This is a genomic window from Streptomyces sp. NPDC001220, assembly GCF_053597895.1.
In genome coordinates this window covers 27,309-50,382 of record NZ_JBSFJE010000010.1, presented here as the reverse complement: position 1 = coordinate 50,382, position 23,074 = coordinate 27,309, and the positions used below count along the sequence as shown (strand labels likewise).

The 23,074-nt window shown below is 72.1% G+C and carries 22 protein-coding genes; 16 read left to right on the top strand and 6 right to left on the bottom strand.

Translation table 11 applies throughout. The annotated features are described in order from the left end of the window. The first annotated feature begins 106 nt into the window (after positions 1-106). The 6 genes from ACWDGI_RS23870 to ACWDGI_RS23845 all read left to right on the top strand — a co-directional run bounded on the left by ACWDGI_RS23870 (position 107) and on the right by ACWDGI_RS23845 (position 5,236). A complete protein-coding gene (locus ACWDGI_RS23870; RefSeq protein ID WP_450762102.1) occupies positions 107-1,177 on the top strand; it encodes a S1C family serine protease in 1,071 nt (356 codons plus the stop codon). A gap of 41 nt (positions 1,178-1,218) precedes the next feature. After that, positions 1,219-1,446, top strand: coding sequence for a hypothetical protein (locus tag ACWDGI_RS23865; RefSeq protein WP_450762101.1), 228 nt, complete (start codon positions 1,219-1,221; stop codon positions 1,444-1,446). Positions 1,447-1,566: 120 nt separating this feature from the next. Then, the gene (locus tag ACWDGI_RS23860; protein WP_450762099.1) at positions 1,567-2,301 is read left to right on the top strand and encodes a response regulator transcription factor; all 735 of its coding nucleotides are present in this window, start codon (positions 1,567-1,569) and stop codon (positions 2,299-2,301) included. Next, a complete protein-coding gene (locus ACWDGI_RS23855; protein ID WP_450762097.1) occupies positions 2,298-3,722 on the top strand; it encodes a sensor histidine kinase in 1,425 nt (474 codons plus the stop codon). The genes ACWDGI_RS23860 and ACWDGI_RS23855 overlap by 4 nt, the downstream gene beginning before the upstream one ends. Positions 3,723-3,837: 115 nt before the next feature. Beyond that, positions 3,838-4,554, top strand: a complete 717-nt coding sequence (locus ACWDGI_RS23850; RefSeq protein WP_450762095.1) for a PH domain-containing protein — start codon at positions 3,838-3,840, stop codon at positions 4,552-4,554. Between the two features lie 73 nt (positions 4,555-4,627). Next, positions 4,628-5,236 carry a hypothetical protein gene (locus tag ACWDGI_RS23845; RefSeq protein WP_450762093.1) on the top strand — a complete coding sequence of 203 codons (609 nt, stop codon included), beginning with the start codon at positions 4,628-4,630 and terminating at the stop codon, positions 5,234-5,236. A 7-nt stretch (positions 5,237-5,243) separates the two neighbouring features. On the opposite strand, the gene ACWDGI_RS23840 is transcribed toward ACWDGI_RS23845, so the two are convergent. Further along, on the bottom strand, positions 5,244-7,031 hold the full coding sequence (locus ACWDGI_RS23840) for an ABC transporter ATP-binding protein (RefSeq protein WP_450762091.1): 1,788 nt from the start codon (positions 7,029-7,031) through the stop codon (positions 5,244-5,246). 690 nt (positions 7,032-7,721) lie between these two features. Continuing rightward, on the bottom strand, positions 7,722-9,518 hold the full coding sequence (locus tag ACWDGI_RS23835; RefSeq protein WP_450762089.1) for a bifunctional metallophosphatase/5'-nucleotidase: 1,797 nt from the start codon (positions 9,516-9,518) through the stop codon (positions 7,722-7,724). A 168-nt stretch (positions 9,519-9,686) separates the two neighbouring features. Here ACWDGI_RS23835 and mshD point away from each other — a divergent pair, with 168 nt between their 5' ends. Then, positions 9,687-10,616, top strand: a complete 930-nt coding sequence (mshD, locus tag ACWDGI_RS23830; protein WP_450762088.1) for a mycothiol synthase — start codon at positions 9,687-9,689, stop codon at positions 10,614-10,616. A 37-nt stretch (positions 10,617-10,653) separates the two neighbouring features. Here the strand turns inward: mshD and ACWDGI_RS23825 are convergent, their stop codons facing one another. The 4 genes from ACWDGI_RS23825 to ACWDGI_RS23810 are packed head-to-tail and all read right to left on the bottom strand — an operon-like array spanning position 10,654 to position 14,411. After that, positions 10,654-12,189 carry an ABC transporter permease gene (locus ACWDGI_RS23825; protein WP_450762086.1) on the bottom strand — a complete coding sequence of 512 codons (1,536 nt, stop codon included), beginning with the start codon at positions 12,187-12,189 and terminating at the stop codon, positions 10,654-10,656. Further along, positions 12,186-13,049 (bottom strand): ABC transporter ATP-binding protein, encoded by an 864-nt coding sequence (locus ACWDGI_RS23820; RefSeq protein ID WP_450762084.1) that lies wholly within the window; start codon positions 13,047-13,049, stop codon positions 12,186-12,188. The genes ACWDGI_RS23825 and ACWDGI_RS23820 overlap by 4 nt, the downstream gene beginning before the upstream one ends. 13 nt (positions 13,050-13,062) lie before the next feature. Beyond that, positions 13,063-13,872, bottom strand: a complete 810-nt coding sequence (locus ACWDGI_RS23815) for a zf-HC2 domain-containing protein (RefSeq protein ID WP_450762082.1) — start codon at positions 13,870-13,872, stop codon at positions 13,063-13,065. Beyond that, positions 13,869-14,411, bottom strand: coding sequence for an RNA polymerase sigma factor (locus tag ACWDGI_RS23810; protein ID WP_450762081.1), 543 nt, complete (start codon positions 14,409-14,411; stop codon positions 13,869-13,871). Before ACWDGI_RS23810 ends, ACWDGI_RS23815 begins: the two co-directional genes overlap by 4 nt. A 134-nt stretch (positions 14,412-14,545) precedes the next feature. Here ACWDGI_RS23810 and ACWDGI_RS23805 point away from each other — a divergent pair, with 134 nt between their 5' ends. The 9 genes from ACWDGI_RS23805 to ACWDGI_RS23765 all read left to right on the top strand — a co-directional run bounded on the left by ACWDGI_RS23805 (position 14,546) and on the right by ACWDGI_RS23765 (position 23,047). After that, positions 14,546-14,974: a GntR family transcriptional regulator gene (locus ACWDGI_RS23805; protein WP_450762079.1), complete on the top strand. Its 429-nt coding sequence runs from the start codon at positions 14,546-14,548 to the stop codon at positions 14,972-14,974. After that, on the top strand, positions 14,971-15,849 hold the full coding sequence (locus tag ACWDGI_RS23800; protein ID WP_450762077.1) for an ABC transporter ATP-binding protein: 879 nt from the start codon (positions 14,971-14,973) through the stop codon (positions 15,847-15,849). Before ACWDGI_RS23805 ends, ACWDGI_RS23800 begins: the two co-directional genes overlap by 4 nt. Beyond that, on the top strand, positions 15,846-16,757 hold the full coding sequence (locus tag ACWDGI_RS23795; protein ID WP_450762075.1) for an ABC transporter permease: 912 nt from the start codon (positions 15,846-15,848) through the stop codon (positions 16,755-16,757). Before ACWDGI_RS23800 ends, ACWDGI_RS23795 begins: the two co-directional genes overlap by 4 nt. After that, entirely contained in the window at positions 16,757-17,536 is a 780-nt protein-coding gene (locus tag ACWDGI_RS23790; protein ID WP_450762073.1) for a hypothetical protein, read from the top strand. The genes ACWDGI_RS23795 and ACWDGI_RS23790 overlap by 1 nt, the downstream gene beginning before the upstream one ends. 196 nt (positions 17,537-17,732) lie before the next feature. Then, positions 17,733-20,090, top strand: a complete 2,358-nt coding sequence (locus tag ACWDGI_RS23785) for an RNA degradosome polyphosphate kinase (protein WP_450762071.1) — start codon at positions 17,733-17,735, stop codon at positions 20,088-20,090. Continuing rightward, positions 20,071-21,129, top strand: a complete 1,059-nt coding sequence (locus ACWDGI_RS23780) for a CHAD domain-containing protein (protein ID WP_450762069.1) — start codon at positions 20,071-20,073, stop codon at positions 21,127-21,129. The genes ACWDGI_RS23785 and ACWDGI_RS23780 overlap by 20 nt, the downstream gene beginning before the upstream one ends. Next, positions 21,126-21,542 carry an NUDIX hydrolase gene (locus ACWDGI_RS23775; RefSeq protein ID WP_450762067.1) on the top strand — a complete coding sequence of 139 codons (417 nt, stop codon included), beginning with the start codon at positions 21,126-21,128 and terminating at the stop codon, positions 21,540-21,542. The genes ACWDGI_RS23780 and ACWDGI_RS23775 overlap by 4 nt, the downstream gene beginning before the upstream one ends. A 378-nt stretch (positions 21,543-21,920) precedes the next feature. Beyond that, a complete protein-coding gene (locus ACWDGI_RS23770) occupies positions 21,921-22,775 on the top strand; it encodes a hypothetical protein (protein ID WP_450762065.1) in 855 nt (284 codons plus the stop codon). 104 nt (positions 22,776-22,879) lie between these two features. After that, complete coding sequence (locus ACWDGI_RS23765; protein WP_450762061.1) at positions 22,880-23,047, top strand: hypothetical protein; 168 nt, start codon at positions 22,880-22,882, stop codon at positions 23,045-23,047. The last annotated feature ends 27 nt before the right edge of the window (positions 23,048-23,074 follow it).

Genomic DNA, 23,074 nt, shown 5'->3' with positions numbered 1-23,074 from the left:
CCGCCCGACCTGCGAGAAGGTTCCTTATATCGGGCAAACGCGCTTCTCGCGGCGTTCTCAGCGAGCACTCAGGCAGCTCTCATGGTCACGGGACAAGCTAATTGTCATGACCGAGAGCCTCCGCAGCAGCGGCGAGTACGAGAACCCTCAGGGTCCCCAGGGTGACGCCTACCAGGGCGCGTACCCCCAGCAGCACGCCTCCGCCCCCGTCAGTCCGGAGTGGCCGCCCCCGCCGGCCCACCAGCCGGCCCCGCAGGCCGTCCAGGAGCCGCACTCGGTCCACGCCAAGCAGAAGCGCACCCGGGGCCCGATAGCCCTGCTCGCCGCGGTCGCGATCGTCGCGGCGGCCGTCGGCGGCGGCACCGCGTACGCCTTCCAGGAGCTGACCGGCAAGAACGACGTCGTCTCCAGCTCCACCACCACCAGCGTGGTGCCCTCCAGCAAGAAGGGCGACGTCGCCACGATCGCCGCCGCCGTCAGCCCGAGCGTCGTGGAGATCACCGCCACCCTCAGCAACGGCACCTCCACCGGCTCCGGCGTCGTCATCAGCAGCAACGGCGAGATCGTCACCAACAACCACGTGATCTCCGGCGCCCAGTCGATCAAGGCCACCACCAGCACCGGCAAGTCCTACACCGCCCAGGTCGTCGGCACCGACAGCGCCAAGGACCTCGCCCTCGTCAAGCTCCAGGGCGCGTCCGGTCTCAAGACCGCCACCCTCGGCAACTCCGACGGCGTCCAGGTCGGCGACACGGTCGTCGCGATCGGCTCCCCCGAGGGCCTCAGCGGCACCGTCACCAGCGGCATCGTCTCCGCGCTCGACCGGGACGTGACCGTCTCCACCGACGAGGGCCAGGACCAGCAGAGCCAGGGCGGCGGCAGCGACGGCCAGTGGCCGTTCTCCTTCGGCGGCCGGCAGTTCAACGGCGACACGGGCTCGTCGACTACGACCTACAAGGCGATCCAGACCGACGCCTCGCTGAACCCCGGCAACTCCGGCGGTGCGCTGATCGACGCCGGCGGCAACATCATCGGCATCAACTCGGCGATGTACTCGGCCAGTTCGGACTCCTCGTCGTCCTCCTCGGACGCGGGCAGCGTCGGCCTCGGCTTCGCCATCCCGATCAACACCGTCAAGTCCGACCTGGCCAAGCTGCGGGCGGGCTCCACCAGCTGAAACACGGCACCAAGAGCACACCGAGCGCAAGGGAGTACGTCATGATCAAGCAGGTTTCGCACCACACGAGCGGTGACAACCCGGCCGGCTTCGACCTCGCCCTCGAGGTGGCGTACGAGCTCAACGCGCCGGCCAAGGCGGCGGTGTCCCCGGCCCCGCGCGCCCCGGAGATCGTGCCGGCCCCGGAACTGATGGGGCTGCGCATGTCCGCGGACCGGCCGCACCAGCGCAAGGTGCCGCTGAGCCGTATGACCCTGGTACGCGGCTAGGGGGCGTTACGCCCCAACGGGCGCATACCCGGCAGCCCGGAAACATGCGAGGCTGAGAGACGTCCCACCGCGAACCACCGCACCCCGACCCACCCATCACACCCCGAGGAACCGCGAGCGATGAGCCCCGCCGAAGGCGACCGTGACCCCCAGCGCATTCTGATCGTCGACGACGAGCCGGCCGTACGCGAAGCCCTCCAGCGCAGCCTGGCCTTCGATGGGTACGAGACCGAGGTCGCGGTCGACGGGGCGGACGCGCTGGAGAAGGCCCCGGCCTACAAGCCGGACCTGATCGTCCTCGACATCCAGATGCCGCGGATGGACGGCATGACCGCGGCCCGCCGGATCCGCGGGGCGGGCGACACGACCCCGATCCTGATGCTGACGGCCCGCGACACGGTCGGCGACCGCGTCACCGGCCTCGACGCCGGGGCGGACGACTACCTTGTCAAGCCCTTCGAACTCGACGAACTCTTCGCCCGTATCCGTGCCCTCCTGCGCCGCAGCTCCTACTCGGGTTCGGTGGCCGACGGGGGCCAGGAGGACGAGGCGCTCACCTTCGCCGACCTGCGGATGGACCTGGCGACCCGCGAGGTCACCCGGGCCGGCCGGCAGGTGGAGCTGACCCGCACCGAGTTCACGCTCCTGGAGATGTTCATGGCCCACCCACGCCAGGTCCTCACCCGCGAGCAGATCCTCAAGGCCGTCTGGGGCTTCGACTTCGAGCCCTCCTCCAACTCCCTCGACGTCTACGTCATGTACCTCCGCCGCAAGACCGAGGCCGGCGGCGAGCCCCGCCTCGTCCACACCGTGCGCGGCGTCGGGTACGTCCTGCGCCAGGGCGGCGCCGAGTGAACAGGCTCGCCCGCCGCTTCCGCACCCTCCCGATCCGCGCCCGCCTGTCGATGCTGGTCGCGGCGGCGGTGGCGTTCGCGGTGGCGGCGGTCTCGGTGACGTGCTGGTTCATCGTGCAGGGGAAGCTGTACGACCAGTTGGGGGCGGACCTGCAGAAGGTACGCGGACCGGCGCAAATGGCCGCCCAGAGGATCCTCTTCGACTGCTCCCCGACGGTTTCGGACTCCAACGGCCTGCGGATCAGCTACGCCCAGGTGGTCAAGACGGACGGCTCGATCTGCCTCGACCATGACTCCACGGGCGTGATCAAGGTCGCGCAGAGCGACAAGGACGTCATCAAGGCCGGGAACCTCGGGACCCTCTACTTCCGCAACGGCACCGACAAGGACGGCAACCCGCTGCGCGTGATGACCCAGGTGTTCGCCACCGAGAGCGGTTCCTACGTCGGACTGATCACCGCGGTTCCCCTGAAGAGCACCCAGGACACCCTCAAAGACCTCGCCCTGATCCTCCTGCTCGTCTCCGGCATCGGAGTCATCGGCGCCGGAGCCGCCGGCCTCGCGGTCGCGCGGGCCGGTCTGCGTCCCGTCGACGAACTCACCGAAGCCGTCGAACACGTCGCCCGTACCGAGGACCTGGGGATCCGCATCCCGGTGGAGGAGGAGGCCGACGACGAGATCGCCCGCCTCTCGCGCTCGTTCAACTCGATGACGACGTCACTCGCGAGCTCCCGCGAACTCCAGCAGCAGCTCATCGCCGACGCCGGCCACGAACTCCGTACCCCCCTCACCTCCCTCCGTACCAACATCGAGCTCCTCACCCGCAGCGAGGAGACCGGCCGCCCGATCCCCCCGGCGGACCGCAAGGCGCTGCTCGCCTCGGTGAAGGCGCAGATGACGGAGCTGGCGTCGCTGATCGGCGACCTCCAGGAGCTGTCCCGGTCGGAGGGCCAGCGCGGCGAGCGCGTCCAGGTGGTGGCGTTGCAGGACACGGTCGAGGCGGCCCTGCGCCGCGCCCAGCTGCGCGGCCCGGAGCTGAAGATCACGGCGGACGTTCGGCCGTGGTTCGTACGCGCCGAGCCCTCCGCCCTGGAGCGGGCGATCGTCAACATCCTCGACAACGCGGTGAAGTTCAGCCCCGAGGGCGGCACGATCGACGTCGCCCTGGACCACGGCGTCCTCACGGTCCGCGACCACGGCCCCGGCATCCCGGAGGACGAACTCCCGCACGTCTTCGACCGCTTCTGGCGCAGCCCGAGCGCACGGGCCCTGCCCGGGTCCGGCCTCGGCCTGTCCATCGTGGCCCGCACGGTCCAGCAGGTCGGCGGCGAGGTCACCCTGGCCCGCGCGAGCGGCGGCGGCACGGTGGCGACGGTACGGCTGCCGGGGGCGCCCACGGCTCCGCCGGAGGCAGGACAATAGGTTCGGCTTCCGGCCGCCGGCCGCCTCCTGATCTGCCCGGAGGCTCCACCACCAGGCCGCTTATCCTCTCCCCAGTCGCGCACCCGTTCGGTGCGCCTGGGGAGGGGTTCGGGTCGTGGCCGAGGGTGGAGTGGAGCGGGAGTACCGGAAGAGGCGAAGACTGCCCGGGTCGTACCTGGTCCTGCTGGCGGTGGTGCTGTTCAACACCCTCCTCCAGACCGGTCGTCTCCACGACGGGGGCGACGGCGGGGACTGGTGGGGGCCGCCCCTCTTCGGGCTGCTGATCGTCGTGGTGCTCACGCGGGTCGCGCTGCAGCAGTACCGGGCGTACACCAGGGTCACGAGCGCCGGGATCACCGCGCGGGGACCGCTGCGGACCCGTACCTGGGCCTGGTCCGAGGTGTACGACATCCGGGTGGAGCCCCTCCCGCGCGGTTCCGGCGGGAACGGTCCCCGGTGGCTCACCCACCTGTACGACTTCGACGGCCGCCGCTTCCTGCTCCCGCACCTCGACGACTGGCAGCTTGCCGACCCCTACACCGAGGTCTCGGAGCTGTGCCTGGCCGCCGCCCCGCAGCGCAGCCTCGGCTGGGAACGGCGTCCGGACGTCGAGGAGCGGATCCTGCGGGGGGCCGTGCGGCGCAAGGCACGGCTGTGGGGCGGGTACGGTGCCGTCGCCATGACGGTGGTGATGTTCGTGGTCTCCCTGGCGCTGGTGTTCGCGGACCAGGCGGACCATTTCTTCCTGCTGATGGTGTGCGTACCGGTGGCCTCGGGCGTCGCGCTGAGCGCCGTACTCCAGCGGTACTGGAGCACCCGGCCACGCAACTGACGTCACAGCGAGCGGTCCTATCCTCTCCTCAGCCGCGCACCAGTTCGGTGCGGGTCTGAGGAGGGGGGCCTCGATGGGGGAGGCGACAGGCGTGGAGCGCGTGTACCGGAGACGGCGCAGGCTGCCGGGGCGGTACTTCCTGGTGGTGGGCGCGACCATCGGGGGTGCGTACCTACAGCTCTACACGGATGACGGCGGGCTGCGCAGATGGGGCTCACTCGGGTTCGGGCTGCTGTTCCTGATGCTCCTGGTCATGGTCCCGCTGAACCAGTACCGGGCGCACACCCGGGTCACGGGGCAGGGCGTCACCGCGCAGTGGGCCCTGCACGCACGGACCTGGGCGTGGCGGGAGGTGTACGGCATCCGGGTCGAGCGCGTCCAGGGCGGCGGCTCCGGGGTGACGTATCCGGACTGGGTCGTCTACCTGTACGACTTCGACGGACGCCGGTTCCCGCTGCCGCAGCTCAACAACTGGCAGCTGGACGACCCGTACGCCGAGATCACCGACATCTGTCTGACCGCCGTCCCGTACCGCGGCTTCGACTGGGAGCTGCGCCCGGCCGTCGAGGAGCAGATCGTGCGGCGGATCGCGCGGCGCAAGACGTGGTCGGTGGTGGTGGGTCTGGCGCTGGCGGCGGCGATCGTGGCGGCCGTCTTCGCCTTGGCCTTCGCCTTCGCCTGAACCGCCGCTACCACCTGAGGATCATCGTCTCGTCCGGGGCCGGCGCCGGTTGCGCCGCGATCGCCTCCGGGAGGGGGTGGGCCAGGCCGGCGTACGCGCCGTCGCGGGCGAGGAGTTCGGCGTGCGTGCCGGACTCCACCAGGCGGCCGCCGTCGACGACCAGGATGCGGTCGGCGTCGGGGGCGAGGGTGAGGTCGTGGGTGATCATGATGGTCGTACGGCCCGCCATCAGCCTGCGCAGCGGGGTCACCACCTGGCGGGCGGCGATCGCGTCCAGTCCCGCGGTGGGCTCGTCGAGGACGAGGACCGGGGCGGCGCGCAGCATCGCGCGGGCGATGGCGATCCGCTGGAGCTGACCACCGGAGAGGGCGGCCGTGCCGGGCGCGATGTGGGTGTCGTAGCCCTCGGGGAGGGCGGCGACGAAGTCGTGGGCGGCGGCGTCCCGGGCCGCCTGCTCGATCTCGGTGTCCGTCGCCCCGGGCCGGCCGCACCCGATGTTCTCGCGGACCGTGCCGTTGAGGATGAGCGTCTGCTGCGGAAGCAGGGCCACGTTCTCCCGGAGGAACTCCAGCGGCATGTCCGTGAGCGGGACGCCGTCCAGGCAGATCACGCCGGCCGAGGGGTCGTAGAAGCGGGTGAGGAGCTTGGAGAGGGTGGACTTGCCGGCGCCGCTCCTGCCGGTGACCAGGACCAGTTCGCCGGGGCCGGCCACGAGGTCGATGTCCCGGAGGGAGGCGCGGCGGGACTCCGGATAGCGGAAGGACACGTTGTGGAAGCTGACCCAGCCGCGCACCGGCCAGGGGCCGACCGGCCGGGCGGGGTCGGTGACGGCGGGCTCGGCGTCCAGGATCTCGTTGATGCGTTCCGCGCCCGCGGTGGCCGCGGTGAGGGTGAGGCCGAGCTGGCCGAGGTTGCGGATCGGCGGGTAGAGGTAGCCGAGGAAGGCGGCGAAGGCGAGCAACTGGCCGAGGGTCATGCGGTCCGCGGAGATCTCCCAGACGCCCAGGCCGATCACGGCGAGCACGCAGAGGGTCTCGACGACCTCGACGAACTGCGCGTACATCTCGCTGAGCCGGGCGCCGCGCACGCTCGCCCGCATCCAGGCGCGGGCCTCGACGTCGAGGCGCTTCTCCTCGTCCCGGCGCCGGTTGTACGCCTGGGTGAGGACGACGTTGCCGAGCGACTCCTCGACCACGGAGGTGATCGCGCCGTCGGCGACCCGTTCGTCCTGCGAGGCCGTCCTGATCCGGCCGGAGAAGCGGCGGGCGGCGAACAGGAACAGGGGCGCGAGGACGAAGGTGGCCAGGGCCAGGTCCCAGCGCAGCCAGAAGGCGGCGGCCGCGTAGAAGACGGCGGAGAAGGCGGCGGCGACGGTGCCGACGACACCCGAGACGACCATCTGCTCGATGGCCTCGACGTCACCGGTGAGGCGCTCCACCAGGTCGCCCTGGCGGTGCCGCTGGAAGAAGTGCGGGGGCAGGTCCTGGACATGCCGGAAGACCTTGGCGCGCAGCCGCAGCACGAACCGTTCGGCGGTCCAGGTGGCCAGTGAGTTGCCGCAGTAGCCGACGAACGCGCCGAGCGCGGCGACGCCCAGCCAGGCGCCGGCCGGCCCCCAGAAGGCGGACAGCGAGCCGGCCGCCAGGGCGTTGTCGGTGAGGTCGGCGAAGAGCAGGATCGCGGCGGTCTCGGCGAGCGCGGACACCACCACGCAGGCGATGATCGCGCCGAGCCATCTGCGGTCGCCGCGGGTCAGCGGCCAGAAGCGGCGGAAGGCCACCCGGGCTTCTCTCATGGTCGGCAACTCCCTTCTTGTCTCTGTGCGCACAGGAGTGCACATGGCCGAGGCGGGGCCACCGGTGCGAACGTGCTCGACCGGTGGCCCCGCCTCGCTGCGTGCCTCAGTGCTGGTCGCCGACGGGGCGGCGCTTGGGGGCCGGCTTCTTCGGCGCGGGCTTCTTCGGGGCCGGAGCGGGCTTGTGGTTCTTCCTGACCGGGGCGATCTTGTGGAAGCTCATGGTGCTGTTCCTCTCTGTCGTGGCCTCTGCCGGGGCCTCTGTCATGGTTCTGCAACAGTCCTCTACCGCCCTGCTGCAATGACCTGTGAATTGATTTGAATTACGTCTGTAAATTCTTTGTCAGCGCTGGTCGCCGACCGGGCGGCGCTTCGGAGCAGGCTTCTTCGGCGCGGGCTTCTTCGGGGCCGGAGCGGGCTTGTGGCTCTTCTTGACCGGGGCGATCCTGTGGAAGCTCATGGTGTTCTCCTTCGTTCTGCCGTCTGCGCCGTTCGCTTTCGACATGGAAAACATTACGTGCTCCGCGAGCCGAAGAAAGCCATTTTCACTTAGACCTCGATGAATTGCGGCTGAGATGAATTTTCAGGAGCAACGCGGAACCAAACATCGCCTCACACAGGTTTTATAAAACAGAGCGGGCCCGGTGCACGCGGCTGCGCGCACCGGGCCCGAGGGCCGGCGTGGGGTGACTACTGCACGATCGTGATCCGGTCGGTGGCCGGCGGCGCGATCGGGCTCGTGGCCGAGGAGTTGGCCGTCAGGTAGTCCGCCAGGGCGGACAGGTCGTCGGTGCCGACGACGTCGCCGGTGCCCTGGCCGAGGGTGGTGAAGCCGTCGCCGCCGCCCGCGAGGAAGGAGTTGGTGGCGACGCGGTAGGTGGCCGCCGGGTCGATGGCGGTGCCGTTCAGCTTCACGGAGTCGGTGACGACACGGTCCGCGCCCGTCTTCGTCAGGTCCAGGGTGTAGGTGAGGCCCCTGGAGGGCTGGAGGATCTTCGGGGCGGCGGCGTTGCTCCCGCTCACCTGCTCCTTGAGCGCCTGGATGACCTGGGCCCCGGTGAAGTCCTGGAGGTTGACGGTGTTGGCGAACGGCTGGACCGTGAAGCCCTCGGCGTAGGTCACCACACCGTCGCCCTCGCTCCCCTTGGCCGCGTACGTCAGTCCGGCCCGCACCCCGCCCGGGTTCATCAGCGCCAGGTCGGTCTCCGGGTCCAGCTTCCTGCCGTACGCCAGTTGCGCGTCGGCGATCAGGTCGCCCATCGGGGACTCGGTGCCGGTGCTGTTGACGTCGGCGGAGATGTAGCCGATGGCGCGGTTGCCGATCGGGGCGGCGAGGGTGTTCCACTTGCCGATCAGCGCGGTCATGTCGGGCGCCTTGGCGACGTCCCGGGTGACCACGTGGTTCGCCGACTTCACGGCCGTACGCGCGATGTCGCCGGTGCGGCGGTCGTACGTCAGGGTGGTGTCGGTGTAGAGGCGGCCGAAGGAGGCGGCGGAGGTGACCATGCGGGGGTTGCCGGCCGGGTCGTCGACCGTGCAGACGTACGCGGTGTGGGTGTGTCCGGTGACGAGCGCGTCCACGGCCGGGCTGACGTTCTTCGCGATGTCGACGATCGGCCCGGAGATACCGCTGCCGGCGCCCGGGGAGTCGCAGTCGTAGTTGTAGTTGGCGGAGGCCGGGAAGCCGCCCTCGTGCACCAGCGCCACGATCGACTGGACGCCCTGGCGCTGGAGCACCTTGGCGTACTTGTTGATCGTCTCGACCTCGTCCTTGAAGGCCAGCCCCTTGACGCCGTCGGCGGAGACGATGCCCGGCGTGCCCTCCAGGGTGACGCCGATGAAGCCGATCCTGACGTCCTTCTTCTTCCAGACCCAGTAAGGCTTCAGGATCGGCTTGTCGGTCTTGTCGTCGAGGACGTTGGCGGCCAGGTAGGGGAAGTCGGCACCCTTGAACTTCTTGTCGGTGTAGCAGCCGTCGGTGGGGTGGCAGCCGCCGTTCTGCAGGCGCGCGAGTTCCCTGGCGCCCTCGTCGAACTCGTGGTTGCCGACCGTCGTCACGTCCAGGTCGAGCTTGTTGAGCGCCTCGATGGTGGGCTCGTCGTGGAAGAGCCCGGAGATCAGCGGGGAGGCGCCGACCATGTCACCGCCGGCGGCCGTGACGGAGTACGGGTTGCCCTTGCGGGCCTGGCGCAGGTGCGTGGCGAGGTACTCCACACCGCCGGCGTCGATCGTCTTCGTCGTCCCGTCGGCCTGGGTCTCGGTCACCCGGCCCGACGAGCCCGCCGGCGGCTCCAGGTTGCCGTGCAGGTCGTTGAAGGAGAGGAGCTGGACGTCCTGGTAGCGGCTGGGGCCGTGGTGCCCGTGCCCCTTGCCGGAGTGGGCGTCGGCGGGCAGCGCGCTCGCCAGGGCTGCGACGGTGGCGAGCCCGGCGGCCGACGCGAGCAGCGCGTAGGTACGCCGTCTGGACGGTCTGGCCTTCGCTTGCATGGAACCCCCCTGTGGGTCTGCTGAGAAGTGGCCCGGTCCGGCGCAGCCTAGGGTCAACGCGCGTAGCGCAACAGGGGGTTCATGGTTACATCTTGGTTGCCGGTTGCCCTGCCCTTTACCTTCTCCGGTGTCCCCACTTTGCCGGTCCGGCCCCGTACCCTCGTACGCATGACCAGCGACGACACCGCACGGCCGCCCATGTACTCCCGCTCCATCGACACCTACTCCGCGCTCACCCCGGACCAGGCCGAGGCCGTGCTGGGACTGCTCGCGGAGGCGGCCCGTTCCGACGGCCAGCAGCCGGTGTCCGAGCAGGGCCGGATCCAGATCCGCGGCGGCGCCCGCGAGGGCGTCTCCCATCTGCTGCTCAGCGTCGGCGACGAACTCGTCGGCTACGCCCAGCTGGAGGACACCGACCCGGTGGAGGCACCGGCCGCGGAACTCGTCGTCCACCCCGCCCACCGGGGCCACGGCCACGGCCGCGCGCTCGGCTCCGCCCTCCTCGCGGCCTCCGGCAAGCGGCTGCGTGTCTGGGCCCACGGCGGCCACTCGGCGGCCCGCCACCTCGCCCAGGTCCTCGGCCTCACCCTGTTCCGAGAACTGCGCCAGATGCGCCGCCCGTTGACGAACCTGGACCTGCCCGACCCGAAGCTGCCCGAGGGCGTGACGGTCCGTGCCTTCGTGCCCGGTCAGGACGACACGGCCTGGCTCGCCCTGAACGCGGCCGCCTTCGCCCACCACCCCGAACAGGGCTCACTCACCCAACGCGACCTGGACGACCGCAAGTCCCAGCCCTGGTTCGACCCGGCCGGCTTCTTCCTCGCCGAGCGCGCGGGCGAACTCGTCGGCTTCCACTGGACGAAGGTCCACGACCAGGAGGGCCTCGGCGAGGTCTACGTCCTCGGTGTCTCCCCCGCCGCCCAGGGCGGCGGCCTCGGCAAGTCCCTCACCACCATCGGCCTGCGCCATCTGTCCGACCGGGGCCTGCCGACGGCGATGCTCTACGTCGACGCCGACAACACGGCGGCGGTGGCGGTGTACGAACGCCTCGGCTTCACGACGCACGAGACGGACCTGATGTACCGCACGGAGACGTGAGGGCCGTCAGGACGTGAGCCGGCTCCGGCATCCCCCGTCAGCCCTCCCCGCAGTCGTCCGCGCCCTTCGGGACGGTCACGCCGAGCAGGCGGGCCGCCTCCGCCGTGGTCGTCCGTGACGAGGTCAGTTCGGTCCAGTGGGCCTTCACCCGGGCCGCGATCGTGTCGTGCGGGGCGCGGAGCAGTTCCCGTACGACCTCGGTGGCCTGGGCGGAGACGCCCATGCTGCCGCCGTCCGGGGTGAGGACCGCGGCCGGGCCGCTGAGGCTGTCGTCGATGCGGAGCCGGCGGAAGGTGTCCTCCGGGGTCGGGTCGGTGGCGAGGGCCAGCCACATCGTCGTGACCGCCCGGGCGTCGCACATGTCGATGGACGCCATCTCGTCGCCCGCCACCAGGACCCTGGCGACGCCGACCGCGAACTCGGGGACGCGGTTGCCGCCCCACTGGGTGCCGACCGTGACCGTGCCCCGGGTCGAACTGGTCGGCAGGGCGGCGTCCGTGGTCAGGTCGGTGATCTCCTGGATGCGCTGGCGGACGGTGAGACGGGGGTTCGCCGCGTCGCCGCCCGCCTCGGCCCGCACCCGGCGCACCACTCCCGCCCAGTCGGCCGTCCAGCCCGTCCAGTCCGGGTAGGCGCAGTACCGGGATCCGTCGCGCTCCACGCACGTCTGGAACTTCCCCGGGCGGTCCGCCTCCGCCTTCCGGGTGGCCTGGAGCGAGGCCGAGGTGCCCGGGGTCTGGCCGTTCACGCCGGCGACCGTCGCGGCCAGGGCCACGGCCGTCACCACCTGGAGCGCCCGCGTCCGGCCGCCCGCCACCAGTACCGCGACGCTCGCCGCCAGCACCGTCAACCCCGCCAGGTACAGCGCGTGCCAGCCCGCCGGGCGGCCCAGCAGCTCGCCCGGGACCGGCGTGCCGCCGTTCTCCTGCACCGTCGGCCAGAGCCACTGGACACCGTGCGCGCCGCCCGTGACGCCGCCGAGGAGGGTGACGACGACCGCCAGGGCGATCACGAACAGCACCGGGGCCGCCGGGAACGGCAGCACCCGGGCCAGCAGGACACCGACCGCCCCGGAGAGCAGGACCGTCAGCGGGGCGACGGCGAGTTCGGCGAGCGAGCCATGACCGGCCGCGCCCGGCCGCAGCGCCGCCCAGCCGAACTGGACGCCCACCACCAGGGCCACGCCGACGGCGAACGGCACCACCGACAGGGCGTGCGCCAGGGTGCGCCGCGGCGGCGACATGACCAGCACCGAGAGCTGCTCCTCCAGCCCGCGCCGCCGGTTCAGCAGGGCGGCCCGGTGCACGCACGCCAGCAGGGCGACGCAGAGCAGCATCGGACCGCCCTGGGTGGCGCGGTCGGCGTCGTGGAGGACCGGGTACGCGTCCATGCCCTCGTCCCGGCCGAGCAACTGGTAGCCGACGTAGACGAGATACACCAGGCCGAGCACCACCACCGGTATCTGCAGGGCGAGTTGGCGGGCCTCGAAGGCCGCGAGGGTCAGCACGGACGCGGTACGGCGGCCGGGACCGCCCGCCACCGGCACGGCCGGCTTCACCAGGGTCGTCGTCATGCCGCCGCCACCTCCGTGGTCTCGTCGTCGAGGACCAGCAGGTAGCCGTCCTCCAGGGTCGGTTCGAGCAGGTCGGCGCCGGCCGGCGGATCGCCCACGTTGCGGTAGGCGCCGCTGCCGGTGCGCCAGCCCGCCCGGGCGCCCGGGGCGCGTTCCGTACTGCTCCACACCCGGGCCGCCGCCCGTGCCGTCAGCTCGGCGGGGGTGCCGTCGAAGCGGACCGCGCCGCCCGCCAGGACGATCACGTGGTGGCAGAGCATCGCCACGTCCTCGGTCTGGTGGGTGGAGAGCAGCACCGTGCGGCCCTCCCCCGCCTCCGCGACCAGCTCCCGGAACCGCATCCGCTGTTCGGGGTCGAGGTGGACGGTCGGCTCGTCCAGGACCAGGAAGCCGGGGTCGCCGACGAGGGCCGCGGCCAGCGCGACCCGCTGGCGCATGCCGCCGGACAGCCGCCTGATGCGCGTGCCGCGCACGTCGGCGAGCCCGACCTGGTCCACGACGCGCCGCACCTCGCGGTGGCGCTCGGCCCGGTTGGTCAGCTCCTTGAGGACGGCCACGTAGTCGACGAACTCGAAGGCCGTGAAGTCCGGGTGGAAACCGGGGGTCTGCGGGAGGTAGCCGAGCGTGCGGCGGACGGCCAGCCGGCCGGCCGGGGTCGACGGGTCCTCGCCGCGGACCGTGAAGCCGCCGCTGTCGGGCGGCACGGCCGTGGCCAGGACCTTCAGCAGGGTCGTCTTTCCGGCGCCGTTCGGGCCCAGCAGGCCGGTCACGCCGTCCGTCAGGCGCAGCGAGACGCCGTCCAGGGCCCGGGTGCCGCCGTAGCGCACGGTGAGGCCCGCGGCGGAGACAGTGGTGTGCACGTGAGACTCCAGATCAGTAGGGCTTGGCGTCGAAGCGGTCCCGCGCCCGGTGCAGCAGGAAGATCGCCAGCGCGGCCAGCACAGCGGCCACCGACTGGCCCGCCGCCGTGAACGCGGCCGGCGTGTCCGCCGGGTGCCGCGCGGCCGTCACCATCAGCAGCGTCCAGGCGCCGCCGACCAGGCCGGGGCCGAGCAGCGGGCCCAGCCGCGCGGAGAGCGCGAGGCCGGCCGCGGTGAGCGCGAGGGCGGGCAGCAGCCAGCCGAAGGCGAGCAGGCCGAACCCGGGCAGGGCCAGCGCGGCAAGGCAGTTGAGGCCCAGCGAGGCGGCCAGCGCGGCCACCGTACGGATCATCAGCAGCCGGAAGCCGTGCGTCGGGGCGACCGCGGCGATCTCGTACGTCGGGTCGAGTGTCGGGCCGTACGACAGCGCCACCGCGGCCAGCGGAAGGAGCGGGGCCAGCGCCAGGAACAGGGCCGGGGCGTCCACCAGGCGCACCACGGTGACCGTCGCCGCCAGCACGAACGCGACCGACGCCAGCCAGGAGCGGCGCAGCACCGGGGTCGCGGTGAGCAGCCGCGCGGTGTGCTCGCCGACGCCCAGCCGCATCAGCAGCCGTTCGCCCCATACCGGCCGGGGCGCGTCCAGTTCGGCGTCCAGGCGGTCCCAGCCGGCGTCCAGCGCGACCGGGTCGGAGACCGCCGCGAGCACCGCACGGCACTCGGTGCAGGAGCCGACGTGGGTGTCGGCCGACCACAGCAGCGGCGCCGCCAACTCGCCGCGCGCGTAGGCCCGCAGCTCTTCCTCGGACACATGCCAGGTCATGCCAACTCCTCCCGCAACTGCTTGCGCGCCCGCATCGCCCGTGTCTTGACCGTCCCCGGCGGAATGCCGAGCAGGACCGCCGCCTCCCGGGTGGTCAGCCCGTCGACCACCGTCGCCTGGAGCACCGCCCGCAGCTCCGGCGAGAGCCGGACCAGGGCCCCGGCGAGGTCCCCGTGCTCCACCCCCGCGAGCACGCGTTCCTCCGCCGAGGCCTCGTCCCGGTGCCGCAGCCGCGCCAGCGCCTGCCGCAGCCGGCCCCGGGCCCCGTCCCCGCGCAGCACGTCGACCAGCCGCCGCGACCCGATCCGCCACAGCCACCCGGCGGCGTCCCCCTCCTCGCGGTAGCGGGCCGTGCCGCGCCACACCGCGAGGAACGTCTCCTGTACGACGTCGTCGACGACCGCCGGATCGGCACACCGGCCGCGCAGCCGCGCGGTCAGCCACGGCGCGTACCGCCGGTACAGCTCCTCGAAGGCGCGCCGGTCCGAGTCCGCCGCGATGGCCCGCAGCAGCTCCCCGTCGCTTCTCGTTCCGCTCACGTCTCCTCATCGCACGAGCCCGGCCGATCGGTTCACGGGCTACGGGGCCGTTCCGGAAATCTTCCGGGATTGACTTTCGGCCCACCCTTGCACCACCCTTTCACTACTCAATTAGTGAAAGGGTGGTTGTACGGGTGGTCGAGTACCGCATCGACCGGCGCTCCGGCGTCGCCACCTACGTCCAGATCGTCCAGCAGACCAAGCAGGCGCTCCGGCTCGGCCACATACAGCCGGGAGACAAACTGCCCACCGCGCGTGAGGTGGTCGAGGCCACGGCCATCAACCCCAACACGGTCCTCAAGGCCTACCGGGAACTGGAACGGGAAGGCCTGGTCGAGGCCCGGCGCGGCCTGGGCACGTTCGTGAAACGCGCCCTGGGCACCGCCCCGGCCGAGTCCCCGCTGCACGGGGAGCTGGACGACTGGGCCGTCCGGGCCCGGGAGTCCGGCCTGGACCGGGACGACGTGGCCGCACTCTTCACCGCCGTACTGGAGAAGTGCTTCCCCGCACCGGAGAAGCACTTCACCGTGCCCGAGAAGCACTTCCAAGGAGAGAGTTCATGACCGACACCGCGATAGCGGCCACCGCGCTCGGCAAACGGTTCGGCCGGCGCGGGGGCTGGGCGCTGCGCGAGTGCGGCTTCCGGCTGCCGGCCGGCCGCGTGTGTGCCGTCGTAGGCCCCAACGGGGCGGGCAAGTCCACGCTCCTCGCCCTCGCCGCCGGTCTGCTGGGCCCGACCGAGGGCGAGCTGACCGTCCTCGGCACCACCCCGGCCGAGGCCCGCGGCCGGGTCGGTTACGTCGCCCAGGACAAGCCGCTGTATCCGCAGCTCACGGTCGGCGAGACGCTCCGGATGGGCGCCGACCTGAACCCGGAGCGCTGGGACGCGGCCGCCGCCGAGCACGTCGTGGCCGGCGGCGACCTGGACCCGAAGTCCCGGGTGCGCGCCCTCTCCGGCGGCCAGCGCACCCGGGTCGCGCTCGCCCTCGCGCTCGGCAAGCGGCCCGAACTGCTGCTCCTGGACGAGCCGATGGCCGACCTCGACCCGCTGGCCCGGCACGAACTGATGGGCCTGCTCATGGTGGAGGCCGCCCAGCACGGCACCACCATCGCGATGTCCTCGCACGTGGTCGCCGAACTGGAGGACTCCTGCGACCATCTGCTGCTGATCGGCGGCGGCCGGGTCCGGCTGGCCGGCGAGATCGACGACCTGCTGGCCGCCCACACCCGGGTCGGCGCCACCGCCGACGCCGACCTCGCCCCGCACACCGTGGTGGAGTCCCGGACCACCGGCCGCCGGCTGAGCGCCATGATCCGCCCGGCGGGCCCGCTGCCCGCCGACTGGAGCACCGGCTCCCCCTCCCTGGAGGAGCTGGTCCTCGCCCATCTCCGCAACCCCGAGGCCCCGGCCCTGACCGCGGTGGAGGCCACCGTATGACCACCCTGACCGCACCCGCGCCGGCGCCGGCCACCCGGGCCCACCTCACCCGCTGGCTGCTGCGCCTGCACCGCCCCGCGCTGTACGTCTGGACGGGCCTGGTGCTCGCCGCCACCGTCGTGCTCCTCCTCCTGCACGGCCCCATGACCGACGCCGCGGCCGAAGCCTGGCGCCAGTACAACGGCTGCCCCGAGTGGCCGAAGCGGTGCGATTACGACCAGAACGCGATCCTGCGCTACAAGGACTGGTACAACTACGCCACCCTGACCGTGGCCGCGGTGCCCCTCCTGGCGGCCGGCTGGGCGGGCGGCGCGTTCGGCAAGGAGCTGGAGTCCGGCACCGCCCGGCTGGCCTGGACCCAGTCCAGCACCCCCGTGCGCTGGCTGACCGTCCGCCTCGCGGTTCCGGCCGCGGCCGTCGCCGGCGGGACCGGACTGCTGGTCTGGCTGCACCATCTGGCCTGGGCCGCGGGCCACGACCGCATCGACACCGCCAAGCAGTGGTACGACGTCTGGACCTTCCACACCAACGGCCCCACCCTCGTCGCCCTGGCCCTGTGCGGCCTGGCGGCGGGCGCGCTGACGGGCCTGCTGTCCCGCCGCACCCTGCCCGCCCTGGGCCTCGGCCTGCTCCTCACCGGCGCGATCTGGACCGTCGCCCAGCTGGTCATGCCCCGCCTGTGGCCGACGCGGACCAGCACCGGAGAGGCCTTCTTCGCCCTCCCCAACAGCTCCTGGACGGTGCGGGAGAGCAAGAACGGCGCGGTGCCCTCCGGCGACTACCATCCGGCCTCGCACTACTGGCCGCTCCAGCTGACCACCACCGCCCTGCTCCTCGCCGTGGCGGCCCTGCTGACCCTCGGCTGCTTCCTGGCACTGCGCCGCCTGACCGGAAAGACGACCGCCTGATGACCACCCTGTCCGCCGCCCCCGGTCCCGCGGCCGCCCAGCGTTCCCTGCGCCGGCTGCACCGCCCGGCACTGCTCGTCTGGACCGCGTTCGGGCTGCTGGTGACGGGCTGGCTGCTCTGGCTGCACTTCTCCGAGGTGCCCGCCGAGCAGGCCTGCCTGGGCTTTCACTACTCCGCCGACGGCAACCTCCCCACCTGCACCTACTCGGCGTTCACGGATGCCAACAACCTCTTCAACTTCCTCGGCGAGGCCCTCAGCTACTCCTGTGTCGCGGTCGCCGCCTGGGCGGGCGCCGCGCTGATCGGCCGGGAGCTGGAGTCCGGGACCGCCAAGCTGGCCTGGACCCAGTCGGTCTCCCCGGCCCGCTGGCTGGCCGGGAAGCTGATCGCCGCCGCCCTGCCGCTGCTCGCCGGGGGCGGACTGCTGGCACTGGCCTTCGGCTGGGTGTGGTCCTCCGACCGGGGCGCCCTGGTCACCAACTGGACCTGGGACCGCGTCTTCATCCCGCGCGGCCCGCTGCTGCCGGCCCTGCTGCTGCTCGGCCTCGCGGTCGGCGCGCTGGCCGGGATCGCCCTGCGCCGCACCCTGCCCGCGCTGGCCGCGGCCGCCGCCGTGACCCTGGTGATCAGGCTGTATCTGCGCGCGGCATGGCAGCCGCTGCGCGGTCCCCTGCACGGCTTCTGGGCCGTCCACCTCACGGCCACCGCCATGGTGCTCGCCGTTGCCGCGGCGGCCGTCGTCGGCGCGTTCTCCCTCTTGCGCCACCGGGCCCGCTGAGAGACCGTCGGACCCGTGCGTCCCCCCGTCGGCGGAAGGGCGTACGGGATCCGTGGGAAGGTCGTACAGGAACGTCGCTTTCGTGATCCCGGAGAGCGCCGCGGCCTGATCTTCGACGTCCGCGAGCCTCTCGCAGCTATCCCATACGCCATGTCTTCGTAACCATTGGTTCAGGCTGGCTTGCGACGCTCAGCCAATGAAGCCCGCCGTGCCAGAGCCTTCGCCGCCCCCGCAGGGGTCCGCGGGAAACGGGGTCGTTCAGCTCCCGACCGCGCGCTCCGACGCGCCTGTCACGCCCCGGGCGCGGAAGAATGGGGTCATGAGTCAGCAGAACGCCCAGGCAGCCGAGGTCCAGCACGCCCAGCCCTCCGTGGGCTCCATCGCCGCGCACCGCCCGCACACCGTGGCCGCCGCGGTCTCCGACCTCGAACCCGACATCGATGCCGACCTCGACGCGTACGAGGAGTCACCGTACGACGGGCCCCAACTGCCCCAGGGCCGCTTCCTCGACCGGGAGCGCAGCTGGCTCGCGTTCAACGAGCGGGTGCTCGAACTCGCCGAGGACCCGAACACGCCACTGCTGGAGCGGGCGAACTTCCTGGCGATCTTCGCCAGCAACCTGGACGAGTTCTTCATGGTCCGGGTGGCAGGGCTGAAGCGCCGGATAGCGACGGGCGTGGCCACCCGGTCCGCCTCCGGGCTGCAGCCCCGCGAGGTGCTGGAGATGATCTGGGCCCGCTCCCGTGAGCTGATGGCCCGGCACGCCGCCTGCTACCACGAGGACATCGCCCCCGCGCTGGCGGAGGAGGGCATCCACCTGGTCCGCTGGGCCGAGCTGACCGAGAAGGAGCAGGCGCGGCTCTTCACGCTCTTCCGGCACCAGATCTTCCCGGTCCTGACCCCGCTGGCGGTCGACCCGGCGCACCCCTTCCCGTACATCTCCGGCCTCTCCCTGAACCTGGCCGTGGTGGTACGCAACCCGGTCAGCGGCCACAAGCACTTCGCCCGGGTCAAGGTGCCGCCGTCGCTGTCCCGCTTCCTGGAGAGCAGCCCGGGCCGGTACGTCCCCATCGAGGACGTCATCGGCGCCCACCTGGAGGAACTGTTCCCCGGCATGGAGGTCGTCGAGCACCACGCCTTCCGCCTCACCCGGAACGAGGACCTGGAGGTCGAGGAGGACGACGCCGAGAACCTGCTCCAGGCCCTGGAGAAGGAGCTCATGCGGCGCCGCTTCGGTCCGCCGGTGCGCCTGGAGGTCGAGGAGTCCATCGACCGCGAGGTGCTCGACCTGCTGGTCCGCGAGCTGAAGGTCTCCGAGGCCGAGGTCTACCCGCTGCCCGGCCCGCTCGACCTGACCGGCCTGTTCCGCATCCACGGGCTGGACCGGCCGGAGCTGAAGTACCGCAAGTTCATCGCGGGCACCCACCGCGACCTCGCCGAGGTCGAGTCGGCGTCCGCGCCCGACATCTTCGCGGCCCTGCGCGAGCGGGACGTCCTGCTGCACCACCCCTACGACAGCTTCTCCACCTCCGTGCAGGCCTTCATCGAACAGGCCGCCGAGGACCCGGACGTCCTCGCCATCAAGCAGACCCTGTACCGGACCTCCGGCGACTCCCCGATCGTCAACGCGCTCGTCGACGCCGCCGAGGCGGGCAAGCAGGTCCTCGTCCTGGTCGAGATCAAGGCCCGCTTCGACGAGCACGCCAACATCAAGTGGGCCAAGCGCCTGGAAGAGGCCGGCTGCCACGTCGTCTACGGCCTGGTGGGCCTGAAGACGCACTGCAAGCTGTCCCTGGTGGTCCGCCAGGAGGGCGAGACGCTCCGCCGCTACAGCCACGTCGGCACCGGCAACTACCACCCGAAGACGGCACGGCTCTACGAGGACCTCGGCCTGCTCACCGCCGACACCCAGGTCGGCGCGGACCTGTCCGACCTGTTCAACCGGCTCTCCGGCTACTCGCGCCGGGAGACCTACCGCCGCCTGCTGGTGGCACCCAAGTCGCTGCGCGACGGACTGATCGCGCGGATCAACAAGGAAGTACAGCACCACCGGGCCGGCCGTCCCGCGTTCATCCGCATCAAGGTCAACTCGATGGTCGACGAGGCGATCATCGACGCCCTGTACCGCGCGTCCATGGCGGGCGTACCGGTCGACATCTGGGTCCGCGGCATCTGCGCGATCCGGCCGGGCGTCGCGGGCCTGTCGGAGAACGTCCGGGTCCGCTCGATCCTCGGCCGCTTCCTGGAACACTCCCGGGTCTTCGCCTTCGGCAACGGCGGCGAGCCCGAGGTGTGGATAGGCAGCGCCGACATGATGCACCGCAACCTCGACCGCCGGATAGAGGCCTTGGTCCGGGTCACCGACCCGGCCCACCGGGCCGCGCTCAACCGGCTCCTCGAAACCGGTATGTCCGACTCCACCTCCTCCTGGCACCTGAGTGCGGACGGCGAGTGGACCCGGCACGCGACCGACGCGGACGGACAGCCCCTGCGCAACATCCAGGAGATGCTCATAGACGCCCGGAGGCGCCGGCGTGGCACAGCAACACCTTGAACCGACGGACCCGACGGCCCGGGTGTCCCCCACTCTCGGCTCCGCTCAAGCGGGAGGTGCCCCCATCGGGGACGCCCTCGCGGGCTACCTGCGCGCCCAGGCCACCGAGTTCCTCCGCGCGCTGCGCCTGCACCGGGAGACCGGGACGGCGAGCGCGGCGGAGGAGTCCGTCGACGCGGCCCGCGCGCTGCGCCGCTCGGCCCGGCGCATCAGCGGCAGCCTGCACACCTTCCGGCCCCTGCTAGAGGCCGACTGGTCGGAGGAGATCCGCCCCGAACTGGCCTGGCTGTCGGGCACCTTGGGTCTTGAGCACGCCTACGAGGCAAGACTGGAGCGCCTGTTGCTGGCACTCCACCGGCTCTCCGGCTCGACGACCCTGCCGAGCCAGGCCACTTCGGAGACCCCGGTCGAGCGCGGCAACCTCACCGTCGGCGCCGCCAAGGCGGGCGCCCTGCTCGACCGCCAGCTCACCCTCGCCCGTACCAGGGCCCACTCCACCGCCCTCCAGGCGCTCGGCTCCTCCCGGTTCCACGCGGTCGCCGACAAGGTCGCGGTCCTGGCCAGCGAGGTCCCGCTCACCCCCGCGGCGCCCTCGGCCGACCTGCGCCCGCTCGCCTCGGCGGCCGAGGAACGCCTCACCGACGCCGTCGCGGCCCTCCCGCTGGTCACCGCCGGCCACCCCTACAACGCGGAGGCCCTGGTCCACGGCCTGTCCCCGGACCCGGCCCCGCACCCCCAGGACGGCCCCTGGCACCAGGTCCGCCTTCTCCTGCGCCTGCACCGCTACGCCCGCGAGGTGCTGTGCGGCGAGGGCGCGCCCGTGGACGTACGGCTGTTCTCGGCGGGCCAGGCCCTGAACCGGCACCGCGACGCCTCCGAAGCGGCCGCGGCCGCCGCGGCCGCGGCCCGCACCCCGCGCATCGCGCCGGCGACCGCCTACGCCCTCGGCGTCCTCCACGCCGACCAGCGGCACGAGGTGGAGGCGGCCCGGTTCGCGTTCCAGCAGGCGTGGCAGAAGCAGCGGCTGGAGGCGGTGTGAACGACACCCCGGTCCTGGCGGCCGGCTGCGTCCTGTGGCGCCGCTCACCGGTGGACGGCGACCTGGAGGTCTGCCTCGTCCACCGCCCCAAGTACGACGACTGGTCCCACCCGAAGGGCAAGCTCAAGCGCGGCGAGGACGCGGTCACGGGCGCCCTGCGCGAGGTCGCGGAGGAGACCGGCTACACCGCACACGTCGGCAGCGAACTCTCCACGGCCCTCTACTACGCCAACGACCGCCCCAAGCAGGTCCGTTACTGGGCGGGAGAGGCAGGAGAAGGCCACTTCACCCCGAACCACGAGGTCGACAGGATCCTGTGGCTCCGGCCGACAGAGGCCCGGCAACGGCTCACCCAGCCGAGAGACGCCGAGCTGGTGGACGAACTCCTGGCCTCGCTGCATCGCGCCCCGTAGGGGCGCGGGACTGTATTCGATATGCGGCTACCGCCGCGCGGGCGCGAACAACCCCCACTCGGCCCGCGGCCGACTCCCCACCTCAGCCGCCCCCGGACACATGCCCCGTCCCGTCCGTTCGCGCGAGGCTCCGCGCCCGCCGCGCCGGCCCCCGCCACCCACACGTGCACCGCGCGTAACAGAACGGTCCGTGCTCGACCAGCCTCGTATCGTGCTGCTGCCCCTGCACGCCCCGCCCGGAACCGTCTTTCTGCGCCACCCTGACAACGTTACCCACGCCCGGTAAACGGCCGGTATGCGTGACGGCCCCACCCACCCCTCGTTAAGCGGAACGACAGGGGGCCCGTGACGGACGTACCGGCTGGGGGTAGGCAGGCGATGGATCGGCGGCAGCAAAGGCGCGCTGGAAAGACGGCCGTCACCGTAGGGCTCATGGTCGGCCTCGGCGCATGCGCAACCGGCTGCGGCGGCGCCGCGGCGGAGGGCGCCAACGGCGACCCCGGCGGCACCTCGGTCGCCGTCCTCAAGCGCGCGGCGGACACCCTGCGTGCCGCGGCCACCTCGAGGGCGACGACGTCGATGGAGATGGCGACCGGCGGCACCCGGGTCACCATCCGCGGCAAGGGCCGCTACGACTACCGCAACCAGCTCGGCGAACTCACGGTCGTGCTCCCGCAGGACCCCGCGGGCACCCCCGAGCACCGTCCGATCACCGAACTCCTCGCCCCGGGCGCGCTGTTCATGAAGAACCGGGGCGCCGGGGTACCCGCCGACAAATGGGTCCGGGTGGAGACCGCGAGCCTCTCCGACGGCAACCTGGTCACCGGCGGCGCGACCGACCCGTTCGCCGCGGCCGAGCTGCTCCTCGGCACCCGCACCGCGACCTACCTGGGGAAGACCGAGGTCGCCGGGGCCGAGGTCCGGCACTACCGGGGCACCGCCGACCTCGCGGCCGCCGCCCGCGCCGCCTCCGCCGGCAACCGGCCGGCCCTCGCCGCCGCGGCGAAAGGGTTCGCCACGGCCGAGGTTCCGTTCGACGCGTACCTCGACGACCAGGGCCGTATCCGCAAACTGCGGCAGCGGTTCAGCTTCGTCAACGACAGCAGCAAGGGCACGGTCGCGGTCGCCTCGACGACTCTGCTGTACGACTTCGGCACTCCGGTGGACGTAAAGTTGCCGCGTTCCCGGGACATCTACGCGGGCCGGATCGCCGAAAACCAGCCAGCGCACTAGTCCGGGATCGGCCCTGTACAACCTGTGAACTAGCCCGTCCGTGCCATGCGCGTTGTGTAGACCGCTCCCTACTCTAGGAAGTCGGTGACGGCAGAGAAGAGGTGATGCGCGTGGCTCCGGTCGGCGGTACGGCAGTTCAGGACCACGTGGCCCTCGCCGAGATCGAGCTGTGCGGAGAACTGATCATCGCGGCGTCGGCCGCCGAGGAACGGCTCAGCCTGGAGAGCATCGACGAGGTGCTGCGCGTGGCCGAGGCGCGCGAGGACGGCTGACTTCGGCCAGGTCCGCAGGTCAGGTCC

Excerpts from the sequence above, each read along its gene's own strand:
- ACWDGI_RS23870 (WP_450762102.1), top strand. The coding sequence starts at position 107 with ATGACCGAGAGCCTCCGCAGCAGCGGCGAGTACGAGAACCCTCAGGGT.
- ACWDGI_RS23865 (WP_450762101.1), top strand. The coding sequence starts at position 1,219 with ATGATCAAGCAGGTTTCGCACCACACGAGCGGTGACAACCCGGCCGGC.
- ACWDGI_RS23860 (WP_450762099.1), top strand. The coding sequence starts at position 1,567 with ATGAGCCCCGCCGAAGGCGACCGTGACCCCCAGCGCATTCTGATCGTC.
- ACWDGI_RS23845 (WP_450762093.1), top strand. The coding sequence starts at position 4,628 with ATGGGGGAGGCGACAGGCGTGGAGCGCGTGTACCGGAGACGGCGCAGG.
- ACWDGI_RS23840 (WP_450762091.1), bottom strand. The coding sequence starts at position 7,031 with ATGAGAGAAGCCCGGGTGGCCTTCCGCCGCTTCTGGCCGCTGACCCGC.
- ACWDGI_RS23835 (WP_450762089.1), bottom strand. The coding sequence starts at position 9,518 with ATGCAAGCGAAGGCCAGACCGTCCAGACGGCGTACCTACGCGCTGCTC.
- mshD (WP_450762088.1), top strand. The coding sequence starts at position 9,687 with ATGACCAGCGACGACACCGCACGGCCGCCCATGTACTCCCGCTCCATC.
- ACWDGI_RS23825 (WP_450762086.1), bottom strand. The coding sequence starts at position 12,189 with ATGACGACGACCCTGGTGAAGCCGGCCGTGCCGGTGGCGGGCGGTCCC.
- ACWDGI_RS23815 (WP_450762082.1), bottom strand. The coding sequence starts at position 13,872 with ATGACCTGGCATGTGTCCGAGGAAGAGCTGCGGGCCTACGCGCGCGGC.
- ACWDGI_RS23800 (WP_450762077.1), top strand. The coding sequence starts at position 14,971 with ATGACCGACACCGCGATAGCGGCCACCGCGCTCGGCAAACGGTTCGGC.
- ACWDGI_RS23795 (WP_450762075.1), top strand. The coding sequence starts at position 15,846 with ATGACCACCCTGACCGCACCCGCGCCGGCGCCGGCCACCCGGGCCCAC.
- ACWDGI_RS23790 (WP_450762073.1), top strand. The coding sequence starts at position 16,757 with ATGACCACCCTGTCCGCCGCCCCCGGTCCCGCGGCCGCCCAGCGTTCC.
- ACWDGI_RS23785 (WP_450762071.1), top strand. The coding sequence starts at position 17,733 with ATGAAGCCCGCCGTGCCAGAGCCTTCGCCGCCCCCGCAGGGGTCCGCG.
- ACWDGI_RS23770 (WP_450762065.1), top strand. The coding sequence starts at position 21,921 with ATGGATCGGCGGCAGCAAAGGCGCGCTGGAAAGACGGCCGTCACCGTA.
- ACWDGI_RS23765 (WP_450762061.1), top strand. The coding sequence starts at position 22,880 with ATGCGCGTGGCTCCGGTCGGCGGTACGGCAGTTCAGGACCACGTGGCC.